General features: G+C 50.4%; 24 protein-coding genes, 1 CRISPR repeat array and 1 riboswitch. Of the genes, 18 read left to right on the top strand and 6 right to left on the bottom strand.

All coding sequences use genetic code 11. The annotated features are described in order from the left end of the window. Window positions 1–174 precede the first annotated feature (174 nt). A riboswitch (FMN riboswitch) is annotated at window positions 175–309 on the top strand. Between the two features lie 152 nt (window positions 310–461). From C5S61_RS14015 to rnc, 12 genes are all read left to right on the top strand, one after another. Beyond that, window positions 462–1286, top strand: coding sequence for an ABC transporter permease (locus C5S61_RS14015; RefSeq protein WP_110515671.1), 825 nt, complete (start codon window positions 462–464; stop codon window positions 1284–1286). 16 nt (window positions 1287–1302) lie between these two features. Next, window positions 1303–2337, top strand: coding sequence for an ABC transporter substrate-binding protein (locus C5S61_RS14010; protein WP_110515670.1), 1035 nt, complete (start codon window positions 1303–1305; stop codon window positions 2335–2337). Between the two features lie 74 nt (window positions 2338–2411). Then, window positions 2412–2993 (top strand): YdeI/OmpD-associated family protein, encoded by a 582-nt coding sequence (locus tag C5S61_RS14005; protein ID WP_110515669.1) that lies wholly within the window; start codon window positions 2412–2414, stop codon window positions 2991–2993. A gap of 65 nt (window positions 2994–3058) precedes the next feature. Beyond that, window positions 3059–3640 carry a YdeI/OmpD-associated family protein gene (locus C5S61_RS14000; protein ID WP_110515668.1) on the top strand — a complete coding sequence of 194 codons (582 nt, stop codon included), beginning with the start codon at window positions 3059–3061 and terminating at the stop codon, window positions 3638–3640. 68 nt (window positions 3641–3708) lie between these two features. Further along, window positions 3709–4116, top strand: a complete 408-nt coding sequence (locus C5S61_RS13995) for a hypothetical protein (protein ID WP_110515667.1) — start codon at window positions 3709–3711, stop codon at window positions 4114–4116. Next, entirely contained in the window at window positions 4113–5297 is a 1185-nt protein-coding gene (locus C5S61_RS13990) for a glycosyltransferase family 4 protein (protein WP_110515666.1), read from the top strand. Before C5S61_RS13995 ends, C5S61_RS13990 begins: the two co-directional genes overlap by 4 nt. A 12-nt stretch (window positions 5298–5309) precedes the next feature. Next, entirely contained in the window at window positions 5310–5690 is a 381-nt protein-coding gene (locus tag C5S61_RS13985) for a nuclear transport factor 2 family protein (RefSeq protein ID WP_110515665.1), read from the top strand. 66 nt (window positions 5691–5756) lie between these two features. Then, entirely contained in the window at window positions 5757–6209 is a 453-nt protein-coding gene (nrdR, locus tag C5S61_RS13980; protein WP_110515664.1) for a transcriptional regulator NrdR, read from the top strand. A gap of 8 nt (window positions 6210–6217) precedes the next feature. After that, complete coding sequence (locus C5S61_RS13975) at window positions 6218–7084, top strand: restriction endonuclease (RefSeq protein ID WP_110515663.1); 867 nt, start codon at window positions 6218–6220, stop codon at window positions 7082–7084. Window positions 7085–7104: 20 nt separating this feature from the next. Beyond that, complete coding sequence (gene ribH, locus C5S61_RS13970) at window positions 7105–7566, top strand: 6,7-dimethyl-8-ribityllumazine synthase (protein ID WP_110515662.1); 462 nt, start codon at window positions 7105–7107, stop codon at window positions 7564–7566. Between the two features lie 125 nt (window positions 7567–7691). Beyond that, complete coding sequence (gene fabF / locus C5S61_RS13965) at window positions 7692–8933, top strand: beta-ketoacyl-ACP synthase II (RefSeq protein WP_110515661.1); 1242 nt, start codon at window positions 7692–7694, stop codon at window positions 8931–8933. A gap of 63 nt (window positions 8934–8996) precedes the next feature. Next, complete coding sequence (gene rnc, locus C5S61_RS13960) at window positions 8997–9707, top strand: ribonuclease III (RefSeq protein WP_110515660.1); 711 nt, start codon at window positions 8997–8999, stop codon at window positions 9705–9707. A 37-nt stretch (window positions 9708–9744) separates the two neighbouring features. Here the strand turns inward: rnc and C5S61_RS13955 are convergent, their stop codons facing one another. From C5S61_RS13955 to C5S61_RS13940, 4 genes are read right to left on the bottom strand one after another with little or no spacing between them, the layout of a single operon-like run. Then, window positions 9745–10239 (bottom strand): hypothetical protein, encoded by a 495-nt coding sequence (locus C5S61_RS13955; RefSeq protein ID WP_110515659.1) that lies wholly within the window; start codon window positions 10237–10239, stop codon window positions 9745–9747. A 58-nt stretch (window positions 10240–10297) separates the two neighbouring features. Next, a complete protein-coding gene (locus C5S61_RS13950; RefSeq protein ID WP_110515658.1) occupies window positions 10298–10786 on the bottom strand; it encodes a hypothetical protein in 489 nt (162 codons plus the stop codon). 2 nt (window positions 10787–10788) lie between these two features. Continuing rightward, the gene (locus C5S61_RS13945) at window positions 10789–11466 is read right to left on the bottom strand and encodes a hypothetical protein (protein ID WP_110515657.1); all 678 of its coding nucleotides are present in this window, start codon (window positions 11464–11466) and stop codon (window positions 10789–10791) included. Continuing rightward, entirely contained in the window at window positions 11463–12011 is a 549-nt protein-coding gene (locus C5S61_RS13940) for an RNA polymerase sigma factor (protein ID WP_164689474.1), read from the bottom strand. Before C5S61_RS13940 ends, C5S61_RS13945 begins: the two co-directional genes overlap by 4 nt. A gap of 162 nt (window positions 12012–12173) precedes the next feature. Between C5S61_RS13940 and C5S61_RS13935 the strand changes: the two genes are divergently transcribed. From C5S61_RS13935 to C5S61_RS13920, 4 genes are read left to right on the top strand one after another with little or no spacing between them, the layout of a single operon-like run. Further along, window positions 12174–12974, top strand: coding sequence for an HAD-IIA family hydrolase (locus tag C5S61_RS13935; protein WP_110515655.1), 801 nt, complete (start codon window positions 12174–12176; stop codon window positions 12972–12974). Window positions 12975–12978: 4 nt separating this feature from the next. Further along, a complete protein-coding gene (locus tag C5S61_RS13930) occupies window positions 12979–13932 on the top strand; it encodes a glycosyltransferase family 2 protein (RefSeq protein WP_110515654.1) in 954 nt (317 codons plus the stop codon). A 3-nt stretch (window positions 13933–13935) separates the two neighbouring features. Then, window positions 13936–15168, top strand: coding sequence for an alpha/beta hydrolase (locus C5S61_RS13925; protein WP_110515653.1), 1233 nt, complete (start codon window positions 13936–13938; stop codon window positions 15166–15168). Next, window positions 15141–16718: a polysaccharide deacetylase family protein gene (locus tag C5S61_RS13920; RefSeq protein ID WP_110515652.1), complete on the top strand. Its 1578-nt coding sequence runs from the start codon at window positions 15141–15143 to the stop codon at window positions 16716–16718. Before C5S61_RS13925 ends, C5S61_RS13920 begins: the two co-directional genes overlap by 28 nt. Here the strand turns inward: C5S61_RS13920 and C5S61_RS13915 are convergent. Next, window positions 16715–17110 carry a SpoIIAA family protein gene (locus C5S61_RS13915; protein WP_110515651.1) on the bottom strand — a complete coding sequence of 132 codons (396 nt, stop codon included), beginning with the start codon at window positions 17108–17110 and terminating at the stop codon, window positions 16715–16717. The genes C5S61_RS13920 and C5S61_RS13915 overlap by 4 nt on opposite strands. A 219-nt stretch (window positions 17111–17329) precedes the next feature. On the opposite strand from C5S61_RS13915, the gene C5S61_RS13910 reads away from it, so the two are divergent. Together C5S61_RS13910 and C5S61_RS13905 are read left to right on the top strand one after the other, a co-directional pair. Then, window positions 17330–19720, top strand: coding sequence for an ATP-binding protein (locus C5S61_RS13910; RefSeq protein WP_110515650.1), 2391 nt, complete (start codon window positions 17330–17332; stop codon window positions 19718–19720). Between the two features lie 323 nt (window positions 19721–20043). Continuing rightward, window positions 20044–22032, top strand: a complete 1989-nt coding sequence (locus tag C5S61_RS13905) for a choice-of-anchor A family protein (RefSeq protein ID WP_110515649.1) — start codon at window positions 20044–20046, stop codon at window positions 22030–22032. Window positions 22033–22085: 53 nt separating this feature from the next. Here C5S61_RS13905 and C5S61_RS13900 read toward each other — a convergent pair whose 3' ends face one another. Continuing rightward, entirely contained in the window at window positions 22086–22397 is a 312-nt protein-coding gene (locus C5S61_RS13900) for a winged helix-turn-helix domain-containing protein (protein WP_110515648.1), read from the bottom strand. 213 nt (window positions 22398–22610) lie between these two features. Beyond that, window positions 22611–24005: direct repeats of the CRISPR family, unit length 37 nt; unit sequence GTTTTAATCCCTTGCAGGGATTCGGTATTTATTGAAC. Window positions 24006–24160: the final 155 nt, after the last annotated feature.

Raw genomic sequence — 24160 nt, 5'->3', positions numbered from 1 at the left:
TTTTTTATGTACGAAGCTACGAATCGTATTTTCGCCACAGATTGCACCGATTTGCTTGATTATGCTGGCCCCTGAACCCTGAACGCTGGCTTCTAGGCCCTTCTTTCGTCTGATCGGGCTGTTAGTGTATTGACAGTTACAAAACTCAGTGCTATGGTACAGGTAACTAAATACTATGGTCTTCAGGGTTAGGTGAAATTCCTTATCGGCGGTGATGGTGGTTCAGCCACATAAGCCCGCGAGCCGCAAGGTAGGATGCTGGTGCGAATCCAGAGCCGACGGTCAAAGTCCGGATGGAAGAAGATCGATCAACGTATGTGTACCTACAATGCTGTGGGTTATTTGCGTAATTCAGGCGTGCTGTCTCGTTGCGGCAACGTTTGGCTTGCGTACGCAACTACGTGTTGATTGACCCTGAGATGATTGATTCTTTTGGGGTTTTTTGTTTTTAGGTACTAGCTATGTTACACGATTATGGCCGGATGAAGTATGTCGTAGAAGCTCCCGCTGCTCCGTTGCGCCGCAAGCAACGCCGCACGTGGCTTGGTTCGAGCCGCTTGTGGATTGGTCTTTCGCTGCTCGGGCTGCTGTTGGCATGGCGTGGGTTGGTTGCTTGGCAACAATACCCAGCCTTTGTCTTGCCAACGCCTGAGGCTGTTGCTAGCCGCTGGTGGCAGGAGTTGACCCAAGGCGCGTTGCTGCAACACACCATGCGCACCCTCACTGAGGCCTTGGGTGGTTTTGGCTTGGCCTTCGCTGCAAGCTTGGTTTTGGGCTACGTTTTGGCCAATTGGCATTGGCTCGATCGGATTGTCTCGCCGCAATTGGCGATTGTGCAGGCGATTCCGATTGTCGCAGTTGCGCCGTTGATTCTGATTTGGGTTGGCGCTGATTTGCGAGCTAAATTGTTGGTCGCTGCCTTGGTAACCTTCTTCCCAATGCTGAGCAGTGTGGTTGTAGCCTTGCGCAGCGTGCCACGCGATATTCGCGAGATGGCGGCAATCAGCGGGGCGAATCGCTGGCAAAGTTTGTGGCAAATTGAATTGCCCTTGGCCTTACCAGGAATTTTCGGCGGGATCAAAACCGGTTTGGCTTTGGCGACCACCGGCGCAGTTGTCGCTGAGTTTATTGGTGGCCGCGAAGGGCTGGGCGCGTTAATCAACATCGCCCGTGGTTTATTCGATACGCCGCTCATTTTTGCAGCCTTGTTCACACTTGGCTTGCTGACGTTTGGGTTTTATCAGCTAGCAATGTGGCTAGAACGACGTTTGGTCACGTGGGAATAGATGTGTGGAGTTTGTAATGGATTATCGTCGTCTCTTAGCGATTGTTGGACTCCTTTTTTTGACGGCTTGTAGCGGGCAAACAGCAACCAATACTCCGGTTTCTACTGGGGAAAATAATCAAGCCAAGCCGCTAACCAAAGTTACGATTGCCATGCCGTATGTGCCAAATATTCAATTTGCACCGTTCTATTTGGCCAAAACCCAAGGCTACTATGAAGCCGAAGGTTTGGATGTAACTTTCGATTATCAATATGAAACTGATTCGGTGCAGCGTGTGGCCAATGGCTCAGTGCAGTTTGGCATGGCTGGCGGCGATTCAGTCTTGTTGGCGCGGGCGCAGGGTTTACCAATTGTCAATGTTGCGACCATTAGCCAACGCACGCCAACAGTTTTTTATAGCAAAGCCGAGCTGAATATCAAAACTCCAGCCGATCTTAAAGGCAAAACTGTGGGCATTCCAGGCCGTTTTGGCGCTTCGTATATTGGCTTGCTGGCCTTGATGTACTCAAATTCGTTGCAAGAAAGCGATTTGCAGATTCAAGAAATTGGTTTTGCGCAAATTCAGGCCTTGAGCGAAGATAAAGTGCAAGTTGCCAGTGGCTATGGCAATAATGAGCCAATTCAACTGGCCGAATCGGGAGTTAAATTGAATGTTATCCGCGTGTCGGATTCATTTGCCTTGACTTCCGATGGCATTATTGTCAGCGAAAGCTTGATTAAAGATCAACCAGCCTTGGTACAAGGCTTCGTTAAAGCAACGGCCTTGGGCATGCGCGATGTTGCTGCTGATCCAGATAAGGCATTTAGCGCTAGTTTGGTCGAGATTCCCGAATTGCAAGCTGCCGATGATGCCACCAAGGCCTTGCAACAAAAAGTTTTAGCTGAAACGATTGGCTATTGGCAAAGCGATTTGACCGCTAAATATGGCATTGGTTATACCGATTTGGCCAGTTGGGAAGCAACCCATAGCTTTTTGCGCAGCCAAGGTGTGTTGGCCAAAGATGTTGAATTGGGCAGCGCCTTCAGTAATCAGTTTATTGCCCAACCCTAAATATTAATCCTCGGTTGACGTGCTCATGGATTGTATGTTTCCATGAGCACGTTATTGTATTTAAGGAGTGTGTGATGAGCGCTAAACCAAAAGCCGAATTGCCAACCCTAAGTTTTGTCGACCAAGCAGCATGGCGGGCTTGGCTTGAAGCTGAACATGCAACCAGCGATGGGATTTGGCTCAAAATGGCCAAAAAAACCACCGGCATTGCATCAATTAATTATGCCCAAGCGCTTGATGAAGCGTTGTGCTACGGCTGGATTGACGGCCAAAAAAAGAGCTTTGATGAGCAGTTTTGGTTGCAAAAGTTCACGCCACGGGGTAAAAAAAGCATTTGGTCGAAAGTGAATCGTGATCATATTGAACGTTTGACCGCTGCTGGCTTGATGCACGCTGCTGGTGAGGCCGAGGTTGAACGGGCCAAAGCCGATGGGCGTTGGGATGCAGCCTACGATTCGCCCAAAAATGCGACCGTGCCTGAGGATTTTCAGGCGGCACTTGATGCTAGCCCAACTGCGGCCAGCTACTTTGCCACGCTCAAACAAACCTATCGCTATTCATTTTTATTTCGCATCCAAACGGCCAAAAAACCAGAAACCCGCGCCAAACGCATTGGCGAATTTATTGCCATGCTCGAACGTGGCGAAACCTTCTAATCTGATTTGATTGCCCAACCGTTATAATTAATGGTCGGGTGCTTGATGTGTTTAAGGAGTGTGTGATGAGCGATAAAACGAAGGCCGAATTACCAACCTTGAGTTTTGCCAATCAAGCGGAATGGCGGGCTTGGCTTGAAGCTGAACATGCGACAAGTAACGGTGTTTGGCTCAAACTGGCCAAAAAAGCTACCGGAATTGCCTCGGTCAATCGAGCTGAGGCGCTTGATGAAGCCTTGTGCTTTGGTTGGATTGATGGTCAAGCTAAACCAATCGATGAACAGTTTTGGTTGCAAAAATTTAGCCCACGGACGAAAAAAAGCACTTGGTCGAAAGTCAATCGTGATCATATTGAACGTTTGACCGCTGCTGGCTTGATGCACGCCGCTGGTGAGGCCGAAGTCGAGCGAGCCAAAGCCGATGGGCGTTGGGATGCGGCCTACGATTCGCCCAAAAATGCTGCGATACCAGAGGATTTTCAGGCGGCACTTGATGCCAGCCCAACTGCCGCCAACTTTTTTGCCACGCTCAAACAAACGCAACGTTATCCATTTTTGTTTCGCATCCAAACGGCCAAAAAACCAGAAACCCGCGCCAAACGCATTCGCGATTTTGTTGCTACGCTGGAACGTGGCGAAACCCTCTAATGCCAAACGAGGCTGCATTTGCTGCTATACTGCCCGCAGAAAAAATCATTATTGAATGAGGCAGACCAATGGCAGAGCAACCAGCCCCAATCGATGTTGGCGCGATTTTGGCCGAAATCCGTGATGGAATTCGCCAACGTCGCGCACCTGGTTTAAGCGACCAAGCCAATGAGCCACGCCTGAGCGATGTTGATCTCAAGCGCTTGTTGGCCGAGGTCGAGGCGACGCGCGTGGTCAGCGTGCATTGGCCATTGCACGGCGAAACCTTGCCGCAAAAAGTTATTGCCACGCTTAACAAAGTGGTTCGCCGTTATTTGCGCTGGTATATCAACCCGATTGCCGAGCAACAAAATGCTGCCAACGATGCGATTGTGCGCACCTTGCATGGTGTAGTAACGACCATCGACGAGCAACGCGCCGAAATTGCCTTGTTGCGGGCGCGGGTGGTTGAGCTTGAACGCGAGCGCCAAGCATGAGAGCGCAACGCCCAGTAGCCCTTGTAACTCCATGGTTTGGCCCTGATACTCGTGGCGGAGCAGAAGATCAAGCCCGCGATCTCGCCCATGCCATCCATGCCCAAGGCGCTGATATTGAGGTTTGGACGACGACCAGCCGCGATTCGTTTAGCGAACGGACTGCTGAGCATTATCCTGCTGGTTTGAGCCACTGGAATGGCTTGCCAATTCGGCGTTGGCCGATGGCTGGGCCTGCGATGGGGATTCCGCCAGTGGTGCGGCGCTTGGCTGCCCGATCTGGGCGGCGCTTGCCCGAGCATCCAGCCCACGAAATTAACCTTTTGGGAAGTTTGCCCAATAGCGATGGCTTGTATGAACATTTGTTAGCACATAGCGAGCGGCGCTGTATCTTTATGCCCTATCCAATGGGCTTATCGTATTGGGGCAGCTTTTTGGCCCAAGGCCGCGCCTACCATATTCCCTGCTTGCACGATGAGCCATATGCCTACTATTCGACCTATCGCGAGATGTTGCGGCGTGCCCAAGGGATTATTTTTAACAGCCGACCTGAACGCGATTTGGGCTTGCGGCTGTATGAGCTTGATCCAGCCAAAACCAGTGTTGCTGGCGAGGGCATTGATCTGACGCGGGTTGGCGATGCCGCGCGTTTTCGTCAACAGTATGGGCTGGGCGATGAGCCGATTCTGCTGTATGTTGGGCGTGCCGATTGGGGCAAACATGTGCCGCAGTTGTTGGCCTATTTTCGCGAGTGGAAGGCAGAAACAGGTCGAGCGCTGCGCTTTGTGCGAATTGGCGCTGGCGAGCTGAATGCGCCGAGTATTTTAGATCCTTGGGTGCTGGATTTGGGCTTTGTCGAGCCACAAACCAAGTATGATGCCTACGCTGCGGCAAATGTCTTTTGCCAACTTTCGACGATTGAAAGCTTTTCGATTGTGTTGATGGAAAGTTGGTTGCAAGGCCGCCCAGCCTTGGTGAACGCCGATTGCCCAGTAACCAGCGATTTTGTGCTGCGTAGCGGCGGCGGCATTCCTTGCCAAGGCTATCGCGAGTGGGCGAGTGCGCTGAGCTATTTGCTCGATCGGCCTGAACTGAGCGCCGCGATGGGTGCTGCTGGCCGTGAATTTGTGTTGCGTGAATGTCGTTGGGATGAAGTGGCCCAACGCACATTGACTGCGCTCTAGGAGAAGCATGCGATGCCCAATGCCTATGAAATTGTCAGCAAATTTTGGCAATTAATGCAAAGCAATGATTTTACAGCGGTTGGCGCGGTATTGCACGACGACTATACGCTCGATTGGCCGCAATCGAATGAACGGATTCGTGGCAGGGCAGCTTTTGCCCAAATCAATGCTGAATATCCTGCTGCTGGCGCTTGGCAATTTAGCATCAATCGCTTGGTTGCAAGCGCAACTGAAGCCTGTAGCGATGTTGCAGTCACTGATGGTCAAGTGCAGGCGCGGGCAATCAGCTTTTTTACAATCCAAGCTGGGCTGATTATCAAACAGGTCGAATATTGGCCCGAGCCATATCCTGCGCCGACGAATCGTCAACATTTGGTTGAACCGATCGATTAAGCGCTATTCGTGGTGCTCATGGGGCCATGGTATAATGAATCTACTAAGCTAGGCTGAAGAGGAACTATGCGCTGCCCGTATTGCCCTGGCGAAAGCGCAGTGATCGATACTCGCGAACTTGATAATGGTGAAACAATCCGCCGTCGTCGTCGCTGCAAGCACTGTGATCGCCGTTTCACAACCTATGAACGGGTTGAATCTGTTAATGTCATGGTCGTTAAAAAAACTGGCGACCGTGAGCCATACGACCGCGAGAAATTATTGCGTGGTTTACGGGTTGCGGCCTATAAACGGCCAATCTCAGCCGATGTAATTGAAACGTTGGTAACGGAAGTCGAGGCCGTCCTGATTGCCTACGATGCGCTAGAAGTTCCTAGCTCGGTCATTGGCGAACAGGTGATGGAGCGCTTACGCTCACTCGATGAGGTAGCCTACATCCGTTTTGCCTCGGTTTATCGTTCATTTAGCGATCTTGGCAAGCTGCGCGAAGCTGTCGAAGAACTTATGGAAAAGGAATAGTAGCTGCAATGGCAACTCCTGTATCGCAAGAAACCAAAACTGATCTGAAAGATTCTAAGCCCCAAGTGGCTAAAGTACCGTTGCTTTGGCAACAACTCTGGATCGCAGGCTTGTTAACTGGGATAGTTTGGTGTTTGGTCATTTTCGCACCATTCTCCTGGGTTATTTATTTGGCTGGGGTGATTCCGATTGGCGGTGGGATTTATCTTGGCCGTAAGATTCAAGGCCGCGCTTTGGTGCATGGGGTGATTTTCTCGCTGATTGCGAGCGTTACTGCTTTGCTGATTGGCTCGGTTCTCGTTTTTGGCTTTGATGCCAAGCCAGGTTTGAACGACCCCAACCAACCAGTTCCGAGCCAGCAAGGGAACTTCTTGACCGTGGCGATGATGATCGCAATGACCTTGCTGCCCTTCCCTGCTTATGGTACGGTGATGGCGCGGCGTGGCCAAGAACGCACCCAAGCTATGCGCGATGAAATGGCCTCGCGGGGCGGCCAACTTGAACGTCCAGGCCGCGTCGTGAGCATCGAAGATTTGGAATCGTTGACCTTGCCAAAATTTGGCTCATGGGTTGCCCAGCTCTTCCGATCCAATAACTTCAAGCTCAAAAACTACAAATTCGATAAAGATGTGATTGATCTGTATCTTGAGCGCAACGAAAGCACTGAGCTTTGGCTGGTGCGCTGTACGATCAGCGAATCCCTCAAGCCTGGCCAAGTCCAAGAGCTGTATCAAGATTTGCGCGATAACCCAGAATGGCATAAAGGTGTGATTGTTACGCCGCTGAAAGTGCAAGAAGGCGCACGCAAATCGGCAAAATCACGCCCAAATGTTGAAGTGCTCGATGGCGAAACCTTGCTCGAAATGAATGGCTAAATTGGCGTTGAGGATGCGACATGAACGTAATTGAAGGTAATTTGATCGGTACTGGCTTGCGAATTGCAATCGTGATTGCGCGCTGGAACGATTTTATTGGCGGCAATTTGCTTGAAGGCGCGGTCAATACACTCAAACGCCATGGCGTTGCCGACGATGATATTAGCGTGGCGTGGTGTCCTGGCTCGTATGAGATTCCGTTGGTGGTGAAGAAAATTGCTGAGCGTGGTCAACACGATGCAATTATCACCCTTGGGGCCGTGATTCGTGGCGCAACCTCGCATTATGAGGTTGTGGTCAATGCGGTTTCTAGCGGCGTAACCAAGGTGATGCACGATACGGGCATTCCCGTGTTGCTGGGCGTGCTGACCACCGACACGATTGAGCAAGCGATCGAACGGGCTGGCACGAAAGCTGGTAACAAAGGCTCTGAGTGTGCAGTAGCGGCGATCGAAATGGCCAATTTGCTCAAGCAACTCTAGCCCAAAATTGCTGTTTTGAATTGCTGCGAGAGGTCAGCCAAGGATGCTTGGTTGGCCTCTCGGTCGGTTTAGGGAGTTGCTGCTATAATGATGCGGCACTTTGCTATGCACTAGGAGGTTTTGCTATGAATCGACGTGTCGTCGTCACAGGATTGGGCACGATTAGCCCATTGGGCCTCGACGTGCCATCTTTGTGGGAGGGCATTGTCCAAGCACGTTCGGCTGTTCGGCGAATTACCCAATTCGACCCAACAAATTTTAGTGCTCAGATTGCCGCAGAAGTCCATGGCTTCGATGCCGCCAACTATATGGATAAAAAAGAGGCACGGCGCAACTCGCGCTTTGTCCATTTTGCAGTAGCAGCAGCCAAAGAAGCCTTGCGCAGCGCCGATCTGACCATTACCGACGAAAACGCCGATGATGTAGGGGTCATCATTGGTTGTGGCGTTGGTGGTCTCGATAATTTTACAACCTATTTGCGTGTGATGGATACCAAGGGTCCCGACCGAATTACGCCATTTTTGATTCCAATGATGATTGTCGATATGGCGGGTGGGGTTGTGGCGATTGAAATTGGGGCGCGTGGCCCGAATTTCTGCCCTGTTTCAGCCTGTGCCACCTCTGGCAATGCCATTGGTGAGGCTTGGCACGTCATTCGGCGTGGCGAGGCCAAAGTTATTTTGGCTGGTGGTACCGAAGCAGCAATTACCGAAATTGGGATCGGTGCCTTTGCGAGCGCCCGCGCGCTTTCAACTCGCAACGACGATCCTGCGACCGCCTCACGCCCATTCGATAAAGATCGCGATGGCTTTGTGATGGGCGAAGGCTCTGGTGTGTTGGTCTTGGAAGATTACGAGCATGCGGTCAGCCGTGGCGCAACCATTTTGGCCGAATTGGTTGGCTATGGCGTGAGCACCGATGCCTATCACATCACGATGCCTGCAGAAGATGGCTCAGGCGCGGTCAAAGCCATGCGCATGGCCTTGCGTCATGCAGGCTTGGAGCCACACGAATTGGGCTATTTGAACGCTCACGGTACTTCTACTCCCGTCAACGACCGTACCGAAACCTTGGCGATTAAAAAAGTGTTTGGCGATTACACCGCCAAATTGCCGATTAGCTCAAACAAATCGCAAATTGGCCATACCTTGGGCGCTGGCGGCGCAATCGAAGCAGTCATCGGCATTCGCGCCATGCAAGAAGGCCTGATCCCCGCTACGATCAATTATCACACCCCCGACCCAGAGTGTGAGATTGATTGTGTGCCAAACGCACCTCGGCAAGCGCAATTCTCCAGCTTTATGAGCAATTCATTTGGCTTTGGTGGACATAACGTTAGTCTGTTGTTCAAGGCTTTTGAAGCCTAAAAACCCTGCGAGCTAGGCGGATTATTGCAATCTGCCTAGCTCGCGTAGCTTAACATTGCTGCTATGGATTTAAATAAACTACAAACTGAACTTGGCTATACCTTCAACGATGTCGCGTTTTTACGGGCTGCATTGCTGCATCGCTCGTATGTGCATGAACACCCAGAAGCCGGCTCAGAATCGAACGAACGGCTTGAGTTTCTTGGCGATGCTCTTTTAAATTTTATTTGTGGTTCTTTTTTGTTTCACGAGTTTCCTGAGCTTGGCGAGGGCGATCTAACCAAAATGCGCGCGATGTTGGTGCAAACCCGCACCTTAGCCAGCCTCGCACGGCGCTTTGATCTTGGGAGTTATGTGCAAATTAGCCGTGGCGAGGAACGGGCCAAAGCCCGTGAGCGCGATAATTTGTTGGCCGATGCCTTTGAGGCCTTGTTGGCGGCGATTGCGCTTGATGGCGGCTGGCCTGCTGCTCGCGATTTTGTGCTGCCCTTGCTTAAATCGGTTAAGGCCAGCGGGGTGCAAAACCAAGATTACAAGACCGATTTACAACAATTTGTCCAAGGTCGGATCAACCTAACGCCCAATTACCGTGAAGTTAACGTGACCGGCCCCGACCACGAGCGCACCTGGACAATTGAGGTTTGGGCGGGCGATAGCTTGCTTGGCGTTGGTATCGGTACCTCAAAAACGATGGCTTCGCAGGCGGCAGCCAAAGTAGCGCTCGAAGCGCTCACCGCTGAAACAATTGTATTAACTGCGCCTGAACAACGCTAAATTGAGGCTGGTGTTAGCCAGCCTCAATTCAATTTGCTTAATGGCTGATGCGTTTGATCAACCAGCCCATCCCCACTGCCAAGCCTAGACCACCTGCGGCAATCCCCATATACCACCAATTGGCTGCTTTTGGCGCGGCAGTTGCTTCTTGCACTGTAATTCGATAAACCTCGCCTTCTATGGTGCCAAACGGCATTGGCTTGATTGAAATTTCCCATTCTCCGGCAGTTGGCAGCTGCAATGTGGCTTGAAAATTACCAACATCACCAACCTGGGTAGCCCAAACTTGCTGAAACTCTGTGCTCGTTGCATGTTCAGCGGTCAACAATGGCTTTATCGGATCAGTGCCCATGCTACTAATAGGCTTGGTGCCATGTTGCAATACGCTAAATTCAAGCTGAAAGCTTTGGCCAGCCACAATCGTATCGGGCAGTTTGGTGATGGGCGTTGTTGCCCAGCCACCAGCATTGCTGATGCTAACTAGGCCAAATTGCAATCCAACGAGACAAACGAAGATCAATAAACGGCGCATGGTCATTCTCCTTGGCTAAAGATTCGGCGCGATCGCTGATGGTTTAAGCATTCGTTGATTAATGGCTGATCCGTTTGATCAACCAGCCCATGCCCATTGCCAAGCCTAAGCCGCCAGCCGCAATCCCCATATACCACCAATTATGATCAGCCGCTGGGGCTTCTTGGACGGTAATTCGATAGACTTCGCCTTCGATGTTGCCAAACGGCAGTGGAATAATTGAAATTTCCCATTCTCCGGCAGTTGGCAGTTGTAAACTGCTCTGAAAATGGCCAACATCACCAACCTGTTGGGCATAGAATGTTTTGACTTGCTGACTTGCTACGTGCCGCACAGTCAGTTCGGGCTTGATTGGATTGCCTGCTAAGCCGTTGGTTGGTTTCGTGCCATGTTGTAGCACGCTAAATTTAAGTTGAAAAATTTGGTCAGCAACAATCGTATCGGGTAGTTTGGTGATGGGCGTTGTTGCCCAGCCGCCAGCATTGCTGATGCTAATCAGGCCAAATTGCAATCCGATGAGACACATGAAAATCAATAAACGGCGCATGGTCATTCTCCTTGGCTCAACGATTCGGCGATTTGGCGCATTGTGGCCAGATCACTGGTGGTTTCAAGCCGATAAGTCCGCTGATCATCAGTCCAAATTAAGGTCGCGGTAACGCTCAAACTTGTGGTTTGGTAGATTTGGGTTGTGCCAGGATCAAAAAAGGTCAATTCGCGCTGGCCTTGCAGCCAAATCGCTGGCTGATTATGAACCTGCGTCCGTGTCACGTTATCAAGCGCGAGCACGGTTTTGCCAGCCCACGCCTGCGAATCAAGCACATCAAGCGTGATCGTTTGAGCTTGACTGAACCACATCAAGCGCTGCACATGCGGATATGGCTCTAATTGCAATAGTTGATCGGGCGGGCCAAGCAGCGAACTGGTGGGTAATTGGTTTGTTATCGGGTCCTGACTGGGCTGAATTTGGGTTGGCTTTGGCAGCATGGTTGGTGGTTGATTGCCAATAAAAATGGTGCCAACTTGCAGCCAGCGCCCGACGTGTGCCCGCACTGCCGGCAGCGTGAAACTCAAAAGCAGCACGACTGCAACTGCTACACCAACCCGCAGTGGCCAGACCGAGCGGTGTGGGCGCGTGATCTGCAACTGTGGCGTTGGCGGGTAGGGAAACGCTTGGGCTTGTTTGCGCAGGGTTTCTTCTGGGTAGGATTCTGGTGGTTGGTTCATGCGCAACGCTCCGTTCGCAACTCGGGAAATTCGCCATCGACCACGCCGCGCAAGCGTACCAACGCGCGGTGTAAGCGCGATTTGACCGTGCCTTGGGCAATCCCAAGTGCTTGGGCAGTTTCCTGCTCGCTTAATTCCAAAAAATAGCGCAAATACAAGACCTCTTGTTCGCGTTGAGCCAGCCGACCAATTGCATGCCAAAGTTGGGTTGCCTCCCACGCTGGGCCGCTGGTTTCGTTAAATTCGCTGTTTTCTGGCTGTTGCAAGGCAAAGCGTTGCAAGGCGCGCAGATAACGGCGCAACGAACGGCGATAATTTCGAGCCAGATTGGCGGTAATTTGCAACAGCCATGGCTTCAACGGGCGCTCAACATCAAACTGATGCTGCATCCGTAAGGCGCGCATAACCGTCTCTTGGGCCAAATCTTCGGCAATCATTGAATCGCCGACCATGAGATAGGCCAAGCGAAAGATCGCCGTTTGATGGGCGAGAATTTGGGTTGCCCACGTTTGGGCGAGATCAGCGGGCTGCGAGGCTTGATCCACGGCAGATGCTCCTGATTTGGCTGCTTTGTTAAGTTCTACACCGCTCGCCTTGCTTTGGTTCCATGTCACATTTCATAACCTTTAGATCGCAGTATGAACGTGTTGGCAAGCCGTGGCAGTGGTACAATCGGGAGAAGTTGTTTTTTATGGGGATTTTTCGGCATGCTCAATCTCAAGCAGTTAAAGCTCATCTTGCTCGATATGGATGGCGTTTTGCATCGGGGTGGGACGATTTTGCCAGGCGCTGCGGAATTAACCAGCGTGCTTGATCGCTTCGATTTAGGGTATGCCTGTTTAACCAATAATTCATCGCAATTGCCCGCGACCTTTGCCACCCATCTCCAGCAGTTGGGGATTGCAATTTCGGCTGAGCATGTGATTACCTCATCAACGGCGACGGCAACCTTGTTGCGCACCCGCTACCCGCAGGGCACGCGCTTGCTGGCGATTGGCATGGATGGCATTCAGTCGTCGTTGTTTGGCGATGGCTATTTTGTGCCCGCTGATAGCGATGTGGCGGCGGTGGTGGTTGGGGTTGATTTCAACCTGACCTATGCCCGTTTGAAAACCGCAACCTTGGCCTTGCGCGCTGGCGCAGCGTTTATTGCCACAAACAGCGATCGCACGTTTCCCGCGCCTGAGGGCTTGATTCCCGGGGCTGGCGCGATTGTGGCGGCTTTGGCAACTGCCAGTGATTGCACGCCAGAAGTAATAGGTAAGCCTGAACCTGCCATGTTTGAAGCGGCATTGCAATTGTTTGGCGTAACGCCCGAGAAAACATTAATGGTCGGCGATCGCTTGGATACTGATATTGCTGGCGCGCAGCGGGTTGGGATTGCCACCGCCTTTGTTGGCAGCGGCGTGCATAGCATGCAGCAAGCCCAATCGTGGGAACCAACGATTGATCTCTTGGCCGATGATTTGGCTGGCATTTTAGCGCAGCTCGCCGCAGGTCGGGAGTAGTTCGATGCAGCCAATTCCAGTAATTATTGTTTCCTACAATACCCGCGATTTGTTGCGCGAATGTTTGGCCAGCCTCGCCCTGAGCACCTTGCCAACCAATGCAATTGTGGTCGATAACGCTTCGCACGATGGCAGCGTTGCCATGGTCCAGGCCGAGTTTCCACAAGCGCATGTCATCGAATCGGGGGCAAATTTAGGCTTTGCGAAGGCCAATAATTTGGGTATTCGCCATGCCTTGCAGCAGCAGCCCGATTATCTTTTGCTGCTCAACCCCGATGCCCAGCTGACCAGCGGAGCCTTAGAAGCGTTGGTGGTTTTTTTGCAGCACCATTCGCGGGTTGGCATGGTTGCGCCGCGCTTACGCTACCCCGATGGCTCGTTTCAAGTTGCCGCTTTTCGCTTCCCAAGTTTGTTGATGAGCGTGTTCGATCTCTATCCGCCACGTGGGCGTGGTTTTGGGCGGCTCTATCATCACCCGCTGAATGGGCGCTACATGCAAGATGGCGGCGACGCAGCGTTTGCAATCGATCATCCCTTGGGCGCGGCGATGCTCGTGCGGGCCGAAACCTTGGCCGAAGTTGGCCTGTTTAACGAAGATTTTTGGCTCTATGCAGAAGAAGTTGAGCTTTGTTGGCGCATTCGTCAAGCTGGCTGGGCAATTTGGCAGCAGCCGCAGGCAACCGTCATTCATCATGGTGGGGCAAGCTCAAGCCAATTTCGGGTACGCTCGTTTTTGGCCTTGCAACAAGCGCGATCACAATTTTTTCGCTTGGCCTATGGCAAGCGTTTCAATCGTTGGCATCGGCGCTTAATGACCGTTGCTGGCTTGCAACGCAGCTTGGCAGCAGTTTGGCAATGGCGGCAACAGCGCATCGATCACAGCGAATTGCGCCGCCGCACCTGGGCTTGGGCCAAAGTTCGCCAAGTCATCCAACCTTCCAATCAACCAAAGGATTAATCTATGCAGCGATTTATTGGCTTATTTTTAGCATTCAGTGTGCTTTTGGCAAGTTGCGGTGGCGCGGCGGTCACGTATGATGCCAGCCAGCCGATTACCAGTTTTAATCAATTGCGCGAGCAATTGGCCAAAACCGATGATCAAGCAGCGCAACTTAAACTGATCAATGATTTTAACGCGATGTTTCCAGCAAGCCCCTTGACCCAAGGCGATCAAGCCTTGTTTATGGTCGAAAAAGATGCTCCACGGATGGAATTATCAAGCGATCTGACCAACTGGTTTCAGACGATTCCGATGCAACGGCTTGGCACGACCAATTGGTGGGGCGTTGTCCAAACCATCAGCCCAACCGCGCGCATCGATTATCGCTTTGGCGTTGGTGGTGGCGGTGGTTTGATCAACGATCCGCGTAATTCAACGGTGGTTCCAAGCAGCATGGGTCTGAATTCCGAGTTGCGCATGCCCGAATACGTCACGCCAACCGAAATTATTTCGCGCAGCGATGTGCCCAAGGGAACTGTCGAAAGTTTGGGCAACTACTATACGGAAATTAGCAAAACTACCCACCAATTGCATGTCTACTTGCCTGCCAATTACGATCCGGCTAAGCAATATCCCAGCGTTTATTTCCAAGATGGCGATGATTACCAAAACTATGCCTTTACGCCAACGATTTTGGATAACGCGATTGCCGATGAGATTTTACCGCCCCTGATTGCCGTGTTTGTCAAACCAAGCCGCGAGCAAGGCCGCCAACGTGATTATGACCTCAACGATGCCTATAGCGAATTTTTCGCAACCGAATTAGTGCCAATGATCGATAGCAAATACAGCACGATCAATGATCCTAAGCAACGAGTTGTGGTTGGCGACTCATATGGTGGCTTGATTTCGCTCTATTTGGCCTTACAATATCCTGAGGTATTTGGCGCTGTGGTCAATCAATCAGGCTTTGTTTCACGCCAAAATGGCCGCCTGCTCACCCTGATGTCAATTCAACCGCCAGTTAATGCGCGGATTGTGACCGTCGTGGGAACCTATGAGACATGTATTGGCGGGCCGGTCACTGGCGATGAATGCAATTTCCTAGAGGGCAACCGGACGTTGCGCGATATTCTGGTTGGAGCCGGTGTGGAGCTGAACTATGCAGAATATCCGCAAGGCCATGCCTGGGCTTTTTGGCGCGACCACATCGATCGAGAGGTTGCATGGGCGTTGGATTGGCAAAAACCCTAAGAGTTTGGCTTGGGTTGTTGGTTATTGTGCCGTTGTTGCTGCCTCAAAGCACAGCGGCACGGATTATTTTAGGCGAAGATCGGGCGTTCGAGCAGCTGTGGCAGGCCACTGATGGCCAACGTGGCACTGAGCAAGCGTGGCTCTGGGGGCCGCAACGCTTATGGCAAACCCAAGAGCGCTATGCAGAAAGCCCGCGCCAATTGCGTTGGGTGCGCTATTATGCCAAAGCGCGGATGGAAATTACTGATCCCAATCTTGCAACCAAATCGCCATGGTACATTACCAATGGCCTCTTGGTGCTTGAGTTGGTCACTGGGCGCTTGCAAATTGGCAATGCAGATTGGCGCGAGCAATGTGCAACTGGCAGCTGTGGCTCGGAGCAACCAGTCGCTGGCGATGCAGTGATTGAAAATCGTGCGCCGCGCTACCGCGATTGGGCTGAATTTTTGACCTTGCATGACCAGGCAGGAGCCGATTTGCGCGGCCAAGCGGTAACCAATTGGCTAACTCATGAAGCAACTGGCGTGCAGGTTTGGGCTGACCAAAGTTTGGCCGAGCGCTACCCAGAAACCAGTGGCAGCCATCGCGATGATGTGACCGGCCAAACCGTGCCAGCCGTGCTATGGGAGTATGTGCAAGCCCAAGCCCGCGAAGCGTTGTATGTCTTTGGGCGGCCCATTAGCCCAGCGTTTTGGACGCAAACCTTGGTTGATGGGGTTGAGCGCGAGGTTTTGGTGCAATTGTTTGAGCGCCGTACCTTGACCTACACGCCGAGCAACCCAATTGGCTGGCAAGTTGAGATGGGCAATGTTGGCCAACATGCCTTGGAATGGCGCTATGGCTTGCGGCCATGGGAATATCAAGCCTTGCATGTGACCATGCTCACCTATCACTATATTTCGCAAAATCCCAATCCTGCTGATCGGTTGCGCGATAGTTTATCGGTGCCGCCAGCAGAATTTAAACGCCAGCTCGAATATCTGCAAAGCCATAATTTTCATGTGGTGAGTTTGGATATGGTGTTGGCAGCGCAACGCGGCGAAATCAGCTTGCCCGAACATCCCGTGGTAATTACACTTGATGATGGCTATCGCGACTTGTATGAGCAAGCGTTTCCAATTGCCCAAAGCTTGAATGTGCCAATTACTGCTTATATTCCTGTGGCCTTGGTTGGCGAGCCAGCCTATGTAAGCTGGCAACAATTGCAAGAGCTTAGTCAATCACCATTGGTGACAATTGGCTCGCATACGCGGGTTCACCCCGATTTAACGACGCTTGATCGCGAATCACAATGGATTGAAATTGCCCATAGTAAACGGGAGCTAGAGCAACACTTGGGGCTGGAGATTCGCCATTTTTGCTACCCCTATGGCCGCTACAATGCCCTGACTGTGGAGCTCGTGCGCGAGGCTGGCTATCGCAGTGCGACGACAACCCGCCAAACTACCGATACGACCAACGACGATCCGCTGATTTGGAATCGGATTACGATTTCGGGCAAGAACTCGTTTGAGGATTTTGTGGCGCAAATTGAGCGCAGCCAAAACTAATTGACATTTGCTTGACGTAACCATTGGCGGGCAGCGTGTTCATCGCTGAATACCTGCACCGCTTGGCTATTACCAGTTAAGCCGATAATCAAATTGGCAATTACGCGGCTGACTGTCGAATCGACCAACAGCGCTACAATTGTGGCGCTGTTGCGGGTGGCTGGCTGCATATAAAAGCGCCGCACCTCACGCGAAATTGGCAAGGCTTCGCGCAAATCGAGCAAGCGTGGGCGGCGAATGCTACCAGCCAACAGATCGACTGCGGCCAAATTTTCCTCTGCGTCCTCAACCGTCTCTTGAATGCCTGGCCGAATTTTGATCACAATAATACCATCACCATCGAGTGTGATAATTGAACTGCGGGTTGTATACGAATGTGGTATTAGCATCATGGCTTTTGCTATCACTGGCATAGGCTACCCTGTTTGGCCCCGTCATATGCAAGCATAGCATAGTTCCATGCTCCGCTTGGGGGAATTTTATGGGTGATTTGTTGCATGAGGCCATTAAAAAAATAGCCCGATTGAGGGACATAAATCAACCTTGCCAAGCTGCGAATGAATCATTACAGTAAAACCTTACTGCACGTTTCGCGGTGATGAGGTTTTGTTATGCCATTATTACCATCACAATTGCCCCAATATGCCACGCGTTTGATTGGTCGCACCCGTGCTCGCACCTTAGTGCTTGACCTTTTGCTCGATGCTCAAGCACGGTTGGTAACATTATATGGCCAAAGTGGGGCTGGCAAAACCCGTCTCAGTTTAGAGGTTGCTGAGCAAGTTGGCGAGGTTTTTCGCGATGGGCGCTATTTTGTGGCCTTGGCCCCCGTTTCACAAGCTAAATTTGTGTTGCCAACGATTGCAGCCACGCTCGGCGTTGAAGAATCGCACAATGAAGCAATCTTGGATTCATTGGTTTTGGCTTTAGCCGATAAACAAATTCTGTTAATTCTTGATAATTTTGAGCAAGTTGCCGCAGCTGCTAGCGAAATCCAAGCATTGTTGCGCCGTGCGCCTGGCCTAACCTGTTTGATTACCAGCCGCCAAGCCCTTGGGGTTGCTGATGAAACCACGATTATGGTTCCTGCGTTGCAATACCCTGATATTGGCGAAGAATATAGTCTTGAAGCATTAGAGCAGTATAGTGCTGTTAACTTGTTTGTTGAGCGAATGCGGACGCGCCAGCCGCGCTTTCGTTTGAGCGCCGATAATGCCGCCGCATTAGTTGATATTTGTCGGCTAGTGCAGGGCCTGCCTTTGGCGATTGAGTTAATCGCCGCCCATAGTGCCTCGCTTACCCCGCAAGATTTATTATTTTTCGTGCGTAATCATCTTTCGATGGCTGCTTTAAACCCCAAACAATCGGCGCGCCAAGCGATTATCAAGCCGGTGCTGGCGTGGAGTGTCAGCATGTTGCCCGCCGATGCCAAAGATATTTTTATCCAGTTGGGTGTTTTTGCTGGCGGGGCAACCATCGATACCATCAAACAGGTTGGTTTGGTTGAGGGTATGCCATTTGAAACCAGCCTAAATGCGCTGATTGATCGCCATTTGCTGCAAACTGAACACCTGCCTGGCCAACAACCGCGCTTTATTATGATTGATGCAGTGCGTGAATATGCCCTAGAGCAATTGCAAAAAACAGGCCGTTTCTATTATTTGCAAGAGCGGCATGCACTGCATTACCAAGCCTTGAGTGAATCAGTCCAGCAGCAGATTCGCGGAGCAGATGGGGCGAAGTGGATCGAACAGGCCCGCGGCGAGATTCATAATATTCGCCAAGCAATAGGCTGGTCGCTTGAAAGCAGCGATGGTCTGATTGCGCAGCGAATTGCTGGCAATCTTTATTTTTATTGGTATCGCACAAGTGCGTACCGCGAGGCCGTTGCTTGGCTCGAACAAACCTATCAACACCCAAATCGCAGCGATTTAAGCGCAATCGCGCGAATTGCAACCGGCCTCGGTGGTTTGTTAATTAGCTTGAATCGTTTTGCTGAAGCAGAGAATTATTTAATTGAAGCTCGACGTTTATGGCAGGAACTTAATTTACCGCACGATGAGATTAGTGCAATTGGTAATTTGGCAGTTTTATATGGCACGCTTGGGCGCTTGCAGGATTCACAAATAGCATTTGAAGCAGCGTTGACATTGGCGCGCACGGTTGGGAACCAACAACGCGAAATCTTGATGTTACATAATCTTGGCACTTTAGCCCAAGAACGAAATCAATTAGCCACCGCCCAAAACTATTTTGAGCAAGCACTTGCGCTTAAACAACAGCTGAATCAAACATGGGATATGTTTCTTAGCCAGATCAATTTAGGTTTAGTTGCGGTTGATTATGGGCGCTATGCTGAGGCAACGCAATGGTTTGATCAAGCGTTTGTTAATGCGTATGCGATTAGTGATCACGATAATTTGGCCTATATTCGTTATGCACGAGGAATTTCGGCAGCTGAACAAGCTGATTATGCCCAAGCTGAGCTGCATTTTAGCGAAGCTGAGCAAGCTTGGCGCGCGGTTGGCAATCAAGAAGCAATGCAACGAAGTTGGATTAAGCAAGCAGAAATTGCAATTGCAACAGGAAATTATGCGCAAGCTAGCGAATATTTCCATAAGCTTGAACCAATCGAAGCATTAATTCAAGAATTTCGTTTATATCATGCGATTTTAGCAATACGCTTAGCAATTGCAACCAATGATCAATCTGCAATGCAACAACAAGCACAAGATATGCTGGCAATTGCAGCAACAACAGAGCTACGACGCTACGATCTGATGATTATGCAACATTGCGCCGCGCTGGTAACAGCAACACACCCAGAACTGGCAGCGCAATTAATGGCAACCGCCCAACAAATTCGCCAAGAACGTGGCTTGTACCAAAGTGCTGCCGAGCAACAATGGCTAGCCCAAACTGGCTTAGATCAGCTTGCGCCAAGCGAGGCCTTGAGTTTTGCTGCTGGCTTACAGGCTACCCAAACTGCTTTAGCGCGCTAAGATTCTTAGCAAACTTAATGGTGCAGCCCGCCGATTGGCGGGCTTTGCTTTTTTAAGCGATAAAATGCTAGCTGACGTACAATAATCACTGCTTTAATAAGTATTTAGATTAATAGGCAATCTGTTATATAAAATTTTAATAAATTTATGCATGAATGATCGAAAAGTGTATGTACTGAAAGTCCTAGTACTGATCTAAAAAAGATGTTGCGATATTCACACATAATAAAAACAAATCTCCACCTTGCTTTATGCTACGGCTAGATTATGATAGGAAGGTCTTTATTTGCGTAGTACTTTAGCTCTATTATTGAGGATGCTTTATGAAGCAACGTGTCGTTTGGTTGGCCGTGTTGCTCGTGGCGGTCTTAGGCGTTCCTTTTAGCGTTTGGGCTGCAACTCCACGCCAAACAGTCAAAACACCGCAAGCAGTGCAAGCTACAGTGCGGGTGGTGGAATCGGTCTCTTTGCCAGCTGCAGTTGCAGTTACTACTGCAACTCCACCAACGTGTGATCCAACGAATACCCGTTCATTGACTGGCTGGTTTACATCGAATACTGCTGGGGCGGTATACAATAACTCGTACAATTGTGCCTATCAGGTTGGGATTGCCTCATATCGAATGTTTGATGATCGGATTGGCAACCAACAGCTGTTTGATTACACGCTGTATACTGTTGGGCCACGCCAAACAGTCACGATGGAGGTGGCAATTCCTGATTGTAAAGCCCAGCTCGATATTTTCCGTGGGCCAGTTTTGCAATCACTAGTTGGCCAACGCTATGGCGATCGTTTGCTTTCAACGCGCTTCCCTAACACCAGCTATTGTGCGCCTCCAGTCCAAGAAGTTTGTGCTCAAGGCCAAATTAGCCGCTTGAGCGGGGTGAGCAACAACCAATTGGTCAGTGGTGTTTTGAATATCCAGGCTGAAGTTGCTGGTGCTTTGCCCCAAAAAGTTGAGTTTGCTTTGACTGGTGCTCAAACCACCAATTACACTGATGTGAACTCACCATACTATTTCATGGGCAATAATGGCACTCAGCCAAATGGCTGGGATTCGAGCACTAAGCCTGAAGGCGATTATCGCTTGAGCGCAACCTATGTTGGCTTATTTGGTGAATCGTTAGCAATTCGCTGTGAGCCTGTTGCGGTCAATTTCAGCATTCGCCGCAGCACGCCAACCAACACACCGTTGCCAACCGCGACGAATACGCCAACCGCAACTGCAACCAACACGCCGTTGCCAACCGCGACGAATACGCCAGTGCCAACCGCGACGAGCACACCAACCGCAACTGCGACCAACACGCCGTTGCCAACCGCGACGAATACGCCAGTGCCAACCGCGACGAGCACACCAACCGCAACTGCAACCAACACGCCGTTGCCAACCGCGACGAATACGCCAGTACCAACCGCAACTGCAACCAACACGCCGTTGCCAACCGCAACGAATACGCCAGTGCCAACTGCAACTAGTACTCCAGTACCAACCAGTACGCCTGTACCAGGTAACCAATGTGTCCCACAAGGGTTAGGCACTGCTAGCGATTTCAATGTCTTTACCTTTGGCAACATTACCCAAAGCAACACCGATATTGAAGGTCGGGTTGCAGCTGGTGGCAATATCAACTTCCAAAACTTTGGGGTTGGCGTGCGCCTGACCAACTCGAATGGGACGCGCGACGATTTGATTGCTGGTGGTTCATTGACCTACACCAATGGTTCGGTCTACAACGGCAACGTAGTTTATGGCACGAGCAAATCATTGAATGGCGTTAGCGTGCAAAATGGCACGGTTCGCCAAGGCCAACCAATCAATTTTGCCACTGAGCAAAGCTTCTTGCGCAATCGCTCGCAAGCTTGGGGTGCGTTGAGCGCCAATGGCACGACTGTCTATGAATATGGTGCAGTCAAGTTGACCGGAACCAATGCCAGCGCCAACATCTTCACGGTTGATGGAATTGAATTGAGCAAAGCCAATGGCTTACACATCAATGTTCCAGCTGGCTCAACCGTGTTGGTCAATATCAGCGGTCTTGATAATAAGATGCAATATTTCGAAACCTTCTTGACCAATGTTGATCAAACCAAGATTGTCTACAACTTCTACCAAGCCACCAGCTTCAAGTTGGATGGAATTGGTATCAAAGGCACGATTTTGGCTCCATTTGCTGATGTCAACTTCAACAATGGCCAAATCAATGGCACCTTGATTGGCAACTCATTGATTGGTTATGGTGAATCGCATCACTACCCATTCAATGGTTGTTTGCCAGCGATTGCTCCTAGCCGAGCTGTTGGCCAATAATTTCTAACCGCATAATCAAAAGGCCTTGGGCAATTGCCCAAGGCCTTTTTTGTTTACTCATTGACATCGCTGGCGATCGAGCGCATCAGACGCCAATATTGATTGATCGCGACCTTGCCATCTGAGGTGAGGCGATAGCTGGTGCGTGGGCGGCGGGCGACAAATTCTTTGGTGACCGAGATATAACCTTCGGCTTCGAGCTTGCTCATGTGGGAGCCGAGGTTGCCTTGGGTTAGCTCAAGTTCGTTCATCAGATACAGAAAATCTGCTTCATCAACGGTAGCAAGATAGCTCATCACTTGTAAGCGAACTGGTTCATGTACAAGCCGATTAAGTTGGGCGATGGTTTTGATGTGTTTATCCATCGAATCCTCACTGTTTGCTGTAATTATTAGTTTTACAAGGATATAATTCTGCTACACAGAATTTTGGGCTAGAATAGCACCGGCCTCAGGCTATGTCAAGTCGGTGGTAGCATTGCCCAAGCTACGCTAAGTAAGAATTGAACTCAAGACCTTTGCAGGGATTCGCTATGGATTAAACATGGAGCGGGAGACGAGCCTATTCATGACAGTGTAGTTTTAATCCCTTGGAGGGATTCGGTATGTATTGAACACTCAATCGAACGTCAATCGGGGCGGGTGATAATGTTTTAATCCCTTGCAGGGATTCGGTATTTATTGAACGGAAAGCGCGGCCCCAATCGCGATTGGAGAAGAAAGTTTTAATCCCTTGGAGGGATTCGGTATTTATTGAACTTCCTCAGGAGCCATGCTCTGTCGAGGAATGGTTATGTTATCCCTTGCAGGGATTCGGTATTCATTGAACTCAGCCCAGATGAGTCACGTCTATATGTTGTGGTAGTTTTAATCCCTTGCAGGGATTCGGTATTTATTGAACAATCGTTCGATAGCAGCAGTGGCAGTAGTATCCATGTTTTAATCCCTTGCAGGGATTCGGTATTTATTGAACCCGCTCTGCCGCTGGGGTCGGTGACAGGCTGCGCCAAGTTTTAATCCCTTGCAGGGATTCGGTATTTATTGAACCGGGATCGGATACGCCTGAAGTCCCGATAGATGAGTTTTAATCCCTTGCAGGGATTCGGTATTTATTGAACCAAACTGCACTTTGGCTGCTGCCCCGCGTGCAATGTTTTAATCCCTTGCAGGAATTCGGTATTTATTGAACACCGAGAACATCAGTTTGCGGATTTTTGGAATGTTTTAATCCCTTGCAGGGATTCGGTATTTATTGAACCTCGATGATTGTGCCACGACCGCTAGCAGTGAACGGCGGTTTTAATCCCTTGCAGGGATTCGGTATTTATTGAACCCGTCGCGGGTGCAGAATTGAAAACGCCATAATCGTTTTAATCCCTTGCAGGGATTCGGTATTTATTGAACGGCGGGGCTGGGGTAAGCGCAATTGAAGTCCCTTGGTTTTAATCCCTTGCAGGGATTCGGTATTTATTGAACTCAAGGATATTCAGGCCATGAATGGCACGATAGAAAGTTTTAATCCCTTGCAGGGATTCGGTATTTATTGAACTTGGCTATCAACGCTGCTCTATGAAATGCTCACGTTTTAATCCCTTGCAGGGATTCGGTATTTATTGAACCACGTTCGAGTAAAGGCATCCATAATTTGATTGCGGTTTTAATCCCTTGCAGGGATTCGGTATTTATTGAACGGCACAATCTTAACGGGTGAACAATTTGGCGATGTTTTAATCCCTTGCAGGGATTCGGTATTTATTGAACCAATGGATATGACCCCAAAGGAGAAGCCCATGAAGTTTTAATCCCTTGCAGGGATTCGGTATTTATTGAACCGACCTTGAACCCATAGCCCAACCCGAGGAACGTTTTAATCCCTTGCAGGGATTCGGTATTTATTGAACTTCATGGTCAATAATGAATAATTCAGCCATCGGTAGGTTTTAATCCCTTGCAGGGATTCGGTATTTATTGAACTCGAGTAAATCCGCATCGATGCCAGCGGCTTACTGCATGACATCCGGCCCAAGAACGGGCAATGGGACGACAACCCGTTCATAGTCAAGCGTCCGAAAGGCAGGGAGTTTCCACGTGATGGTGTGGGGACGACCGGTGCTTACATCCCGACAATG

This window comes from Herpetosiphon llansteffanensis, from assembly GCF_003205875.1.
In the GTDB taxonomy this organism is placed as follows: domain Bacteria; phylum Chloroflexota; class Chloroflexia; order Chloroflexales; family Herpetosiphonaceae; genus Herpetosiphon; species Herpetosiphon llansteffanensis.
The sequence above is the reverse complement of the archived record's forward strand: the minus strand, read 5'-3'. Positions and strand labels throughout refer to the sequence as shown.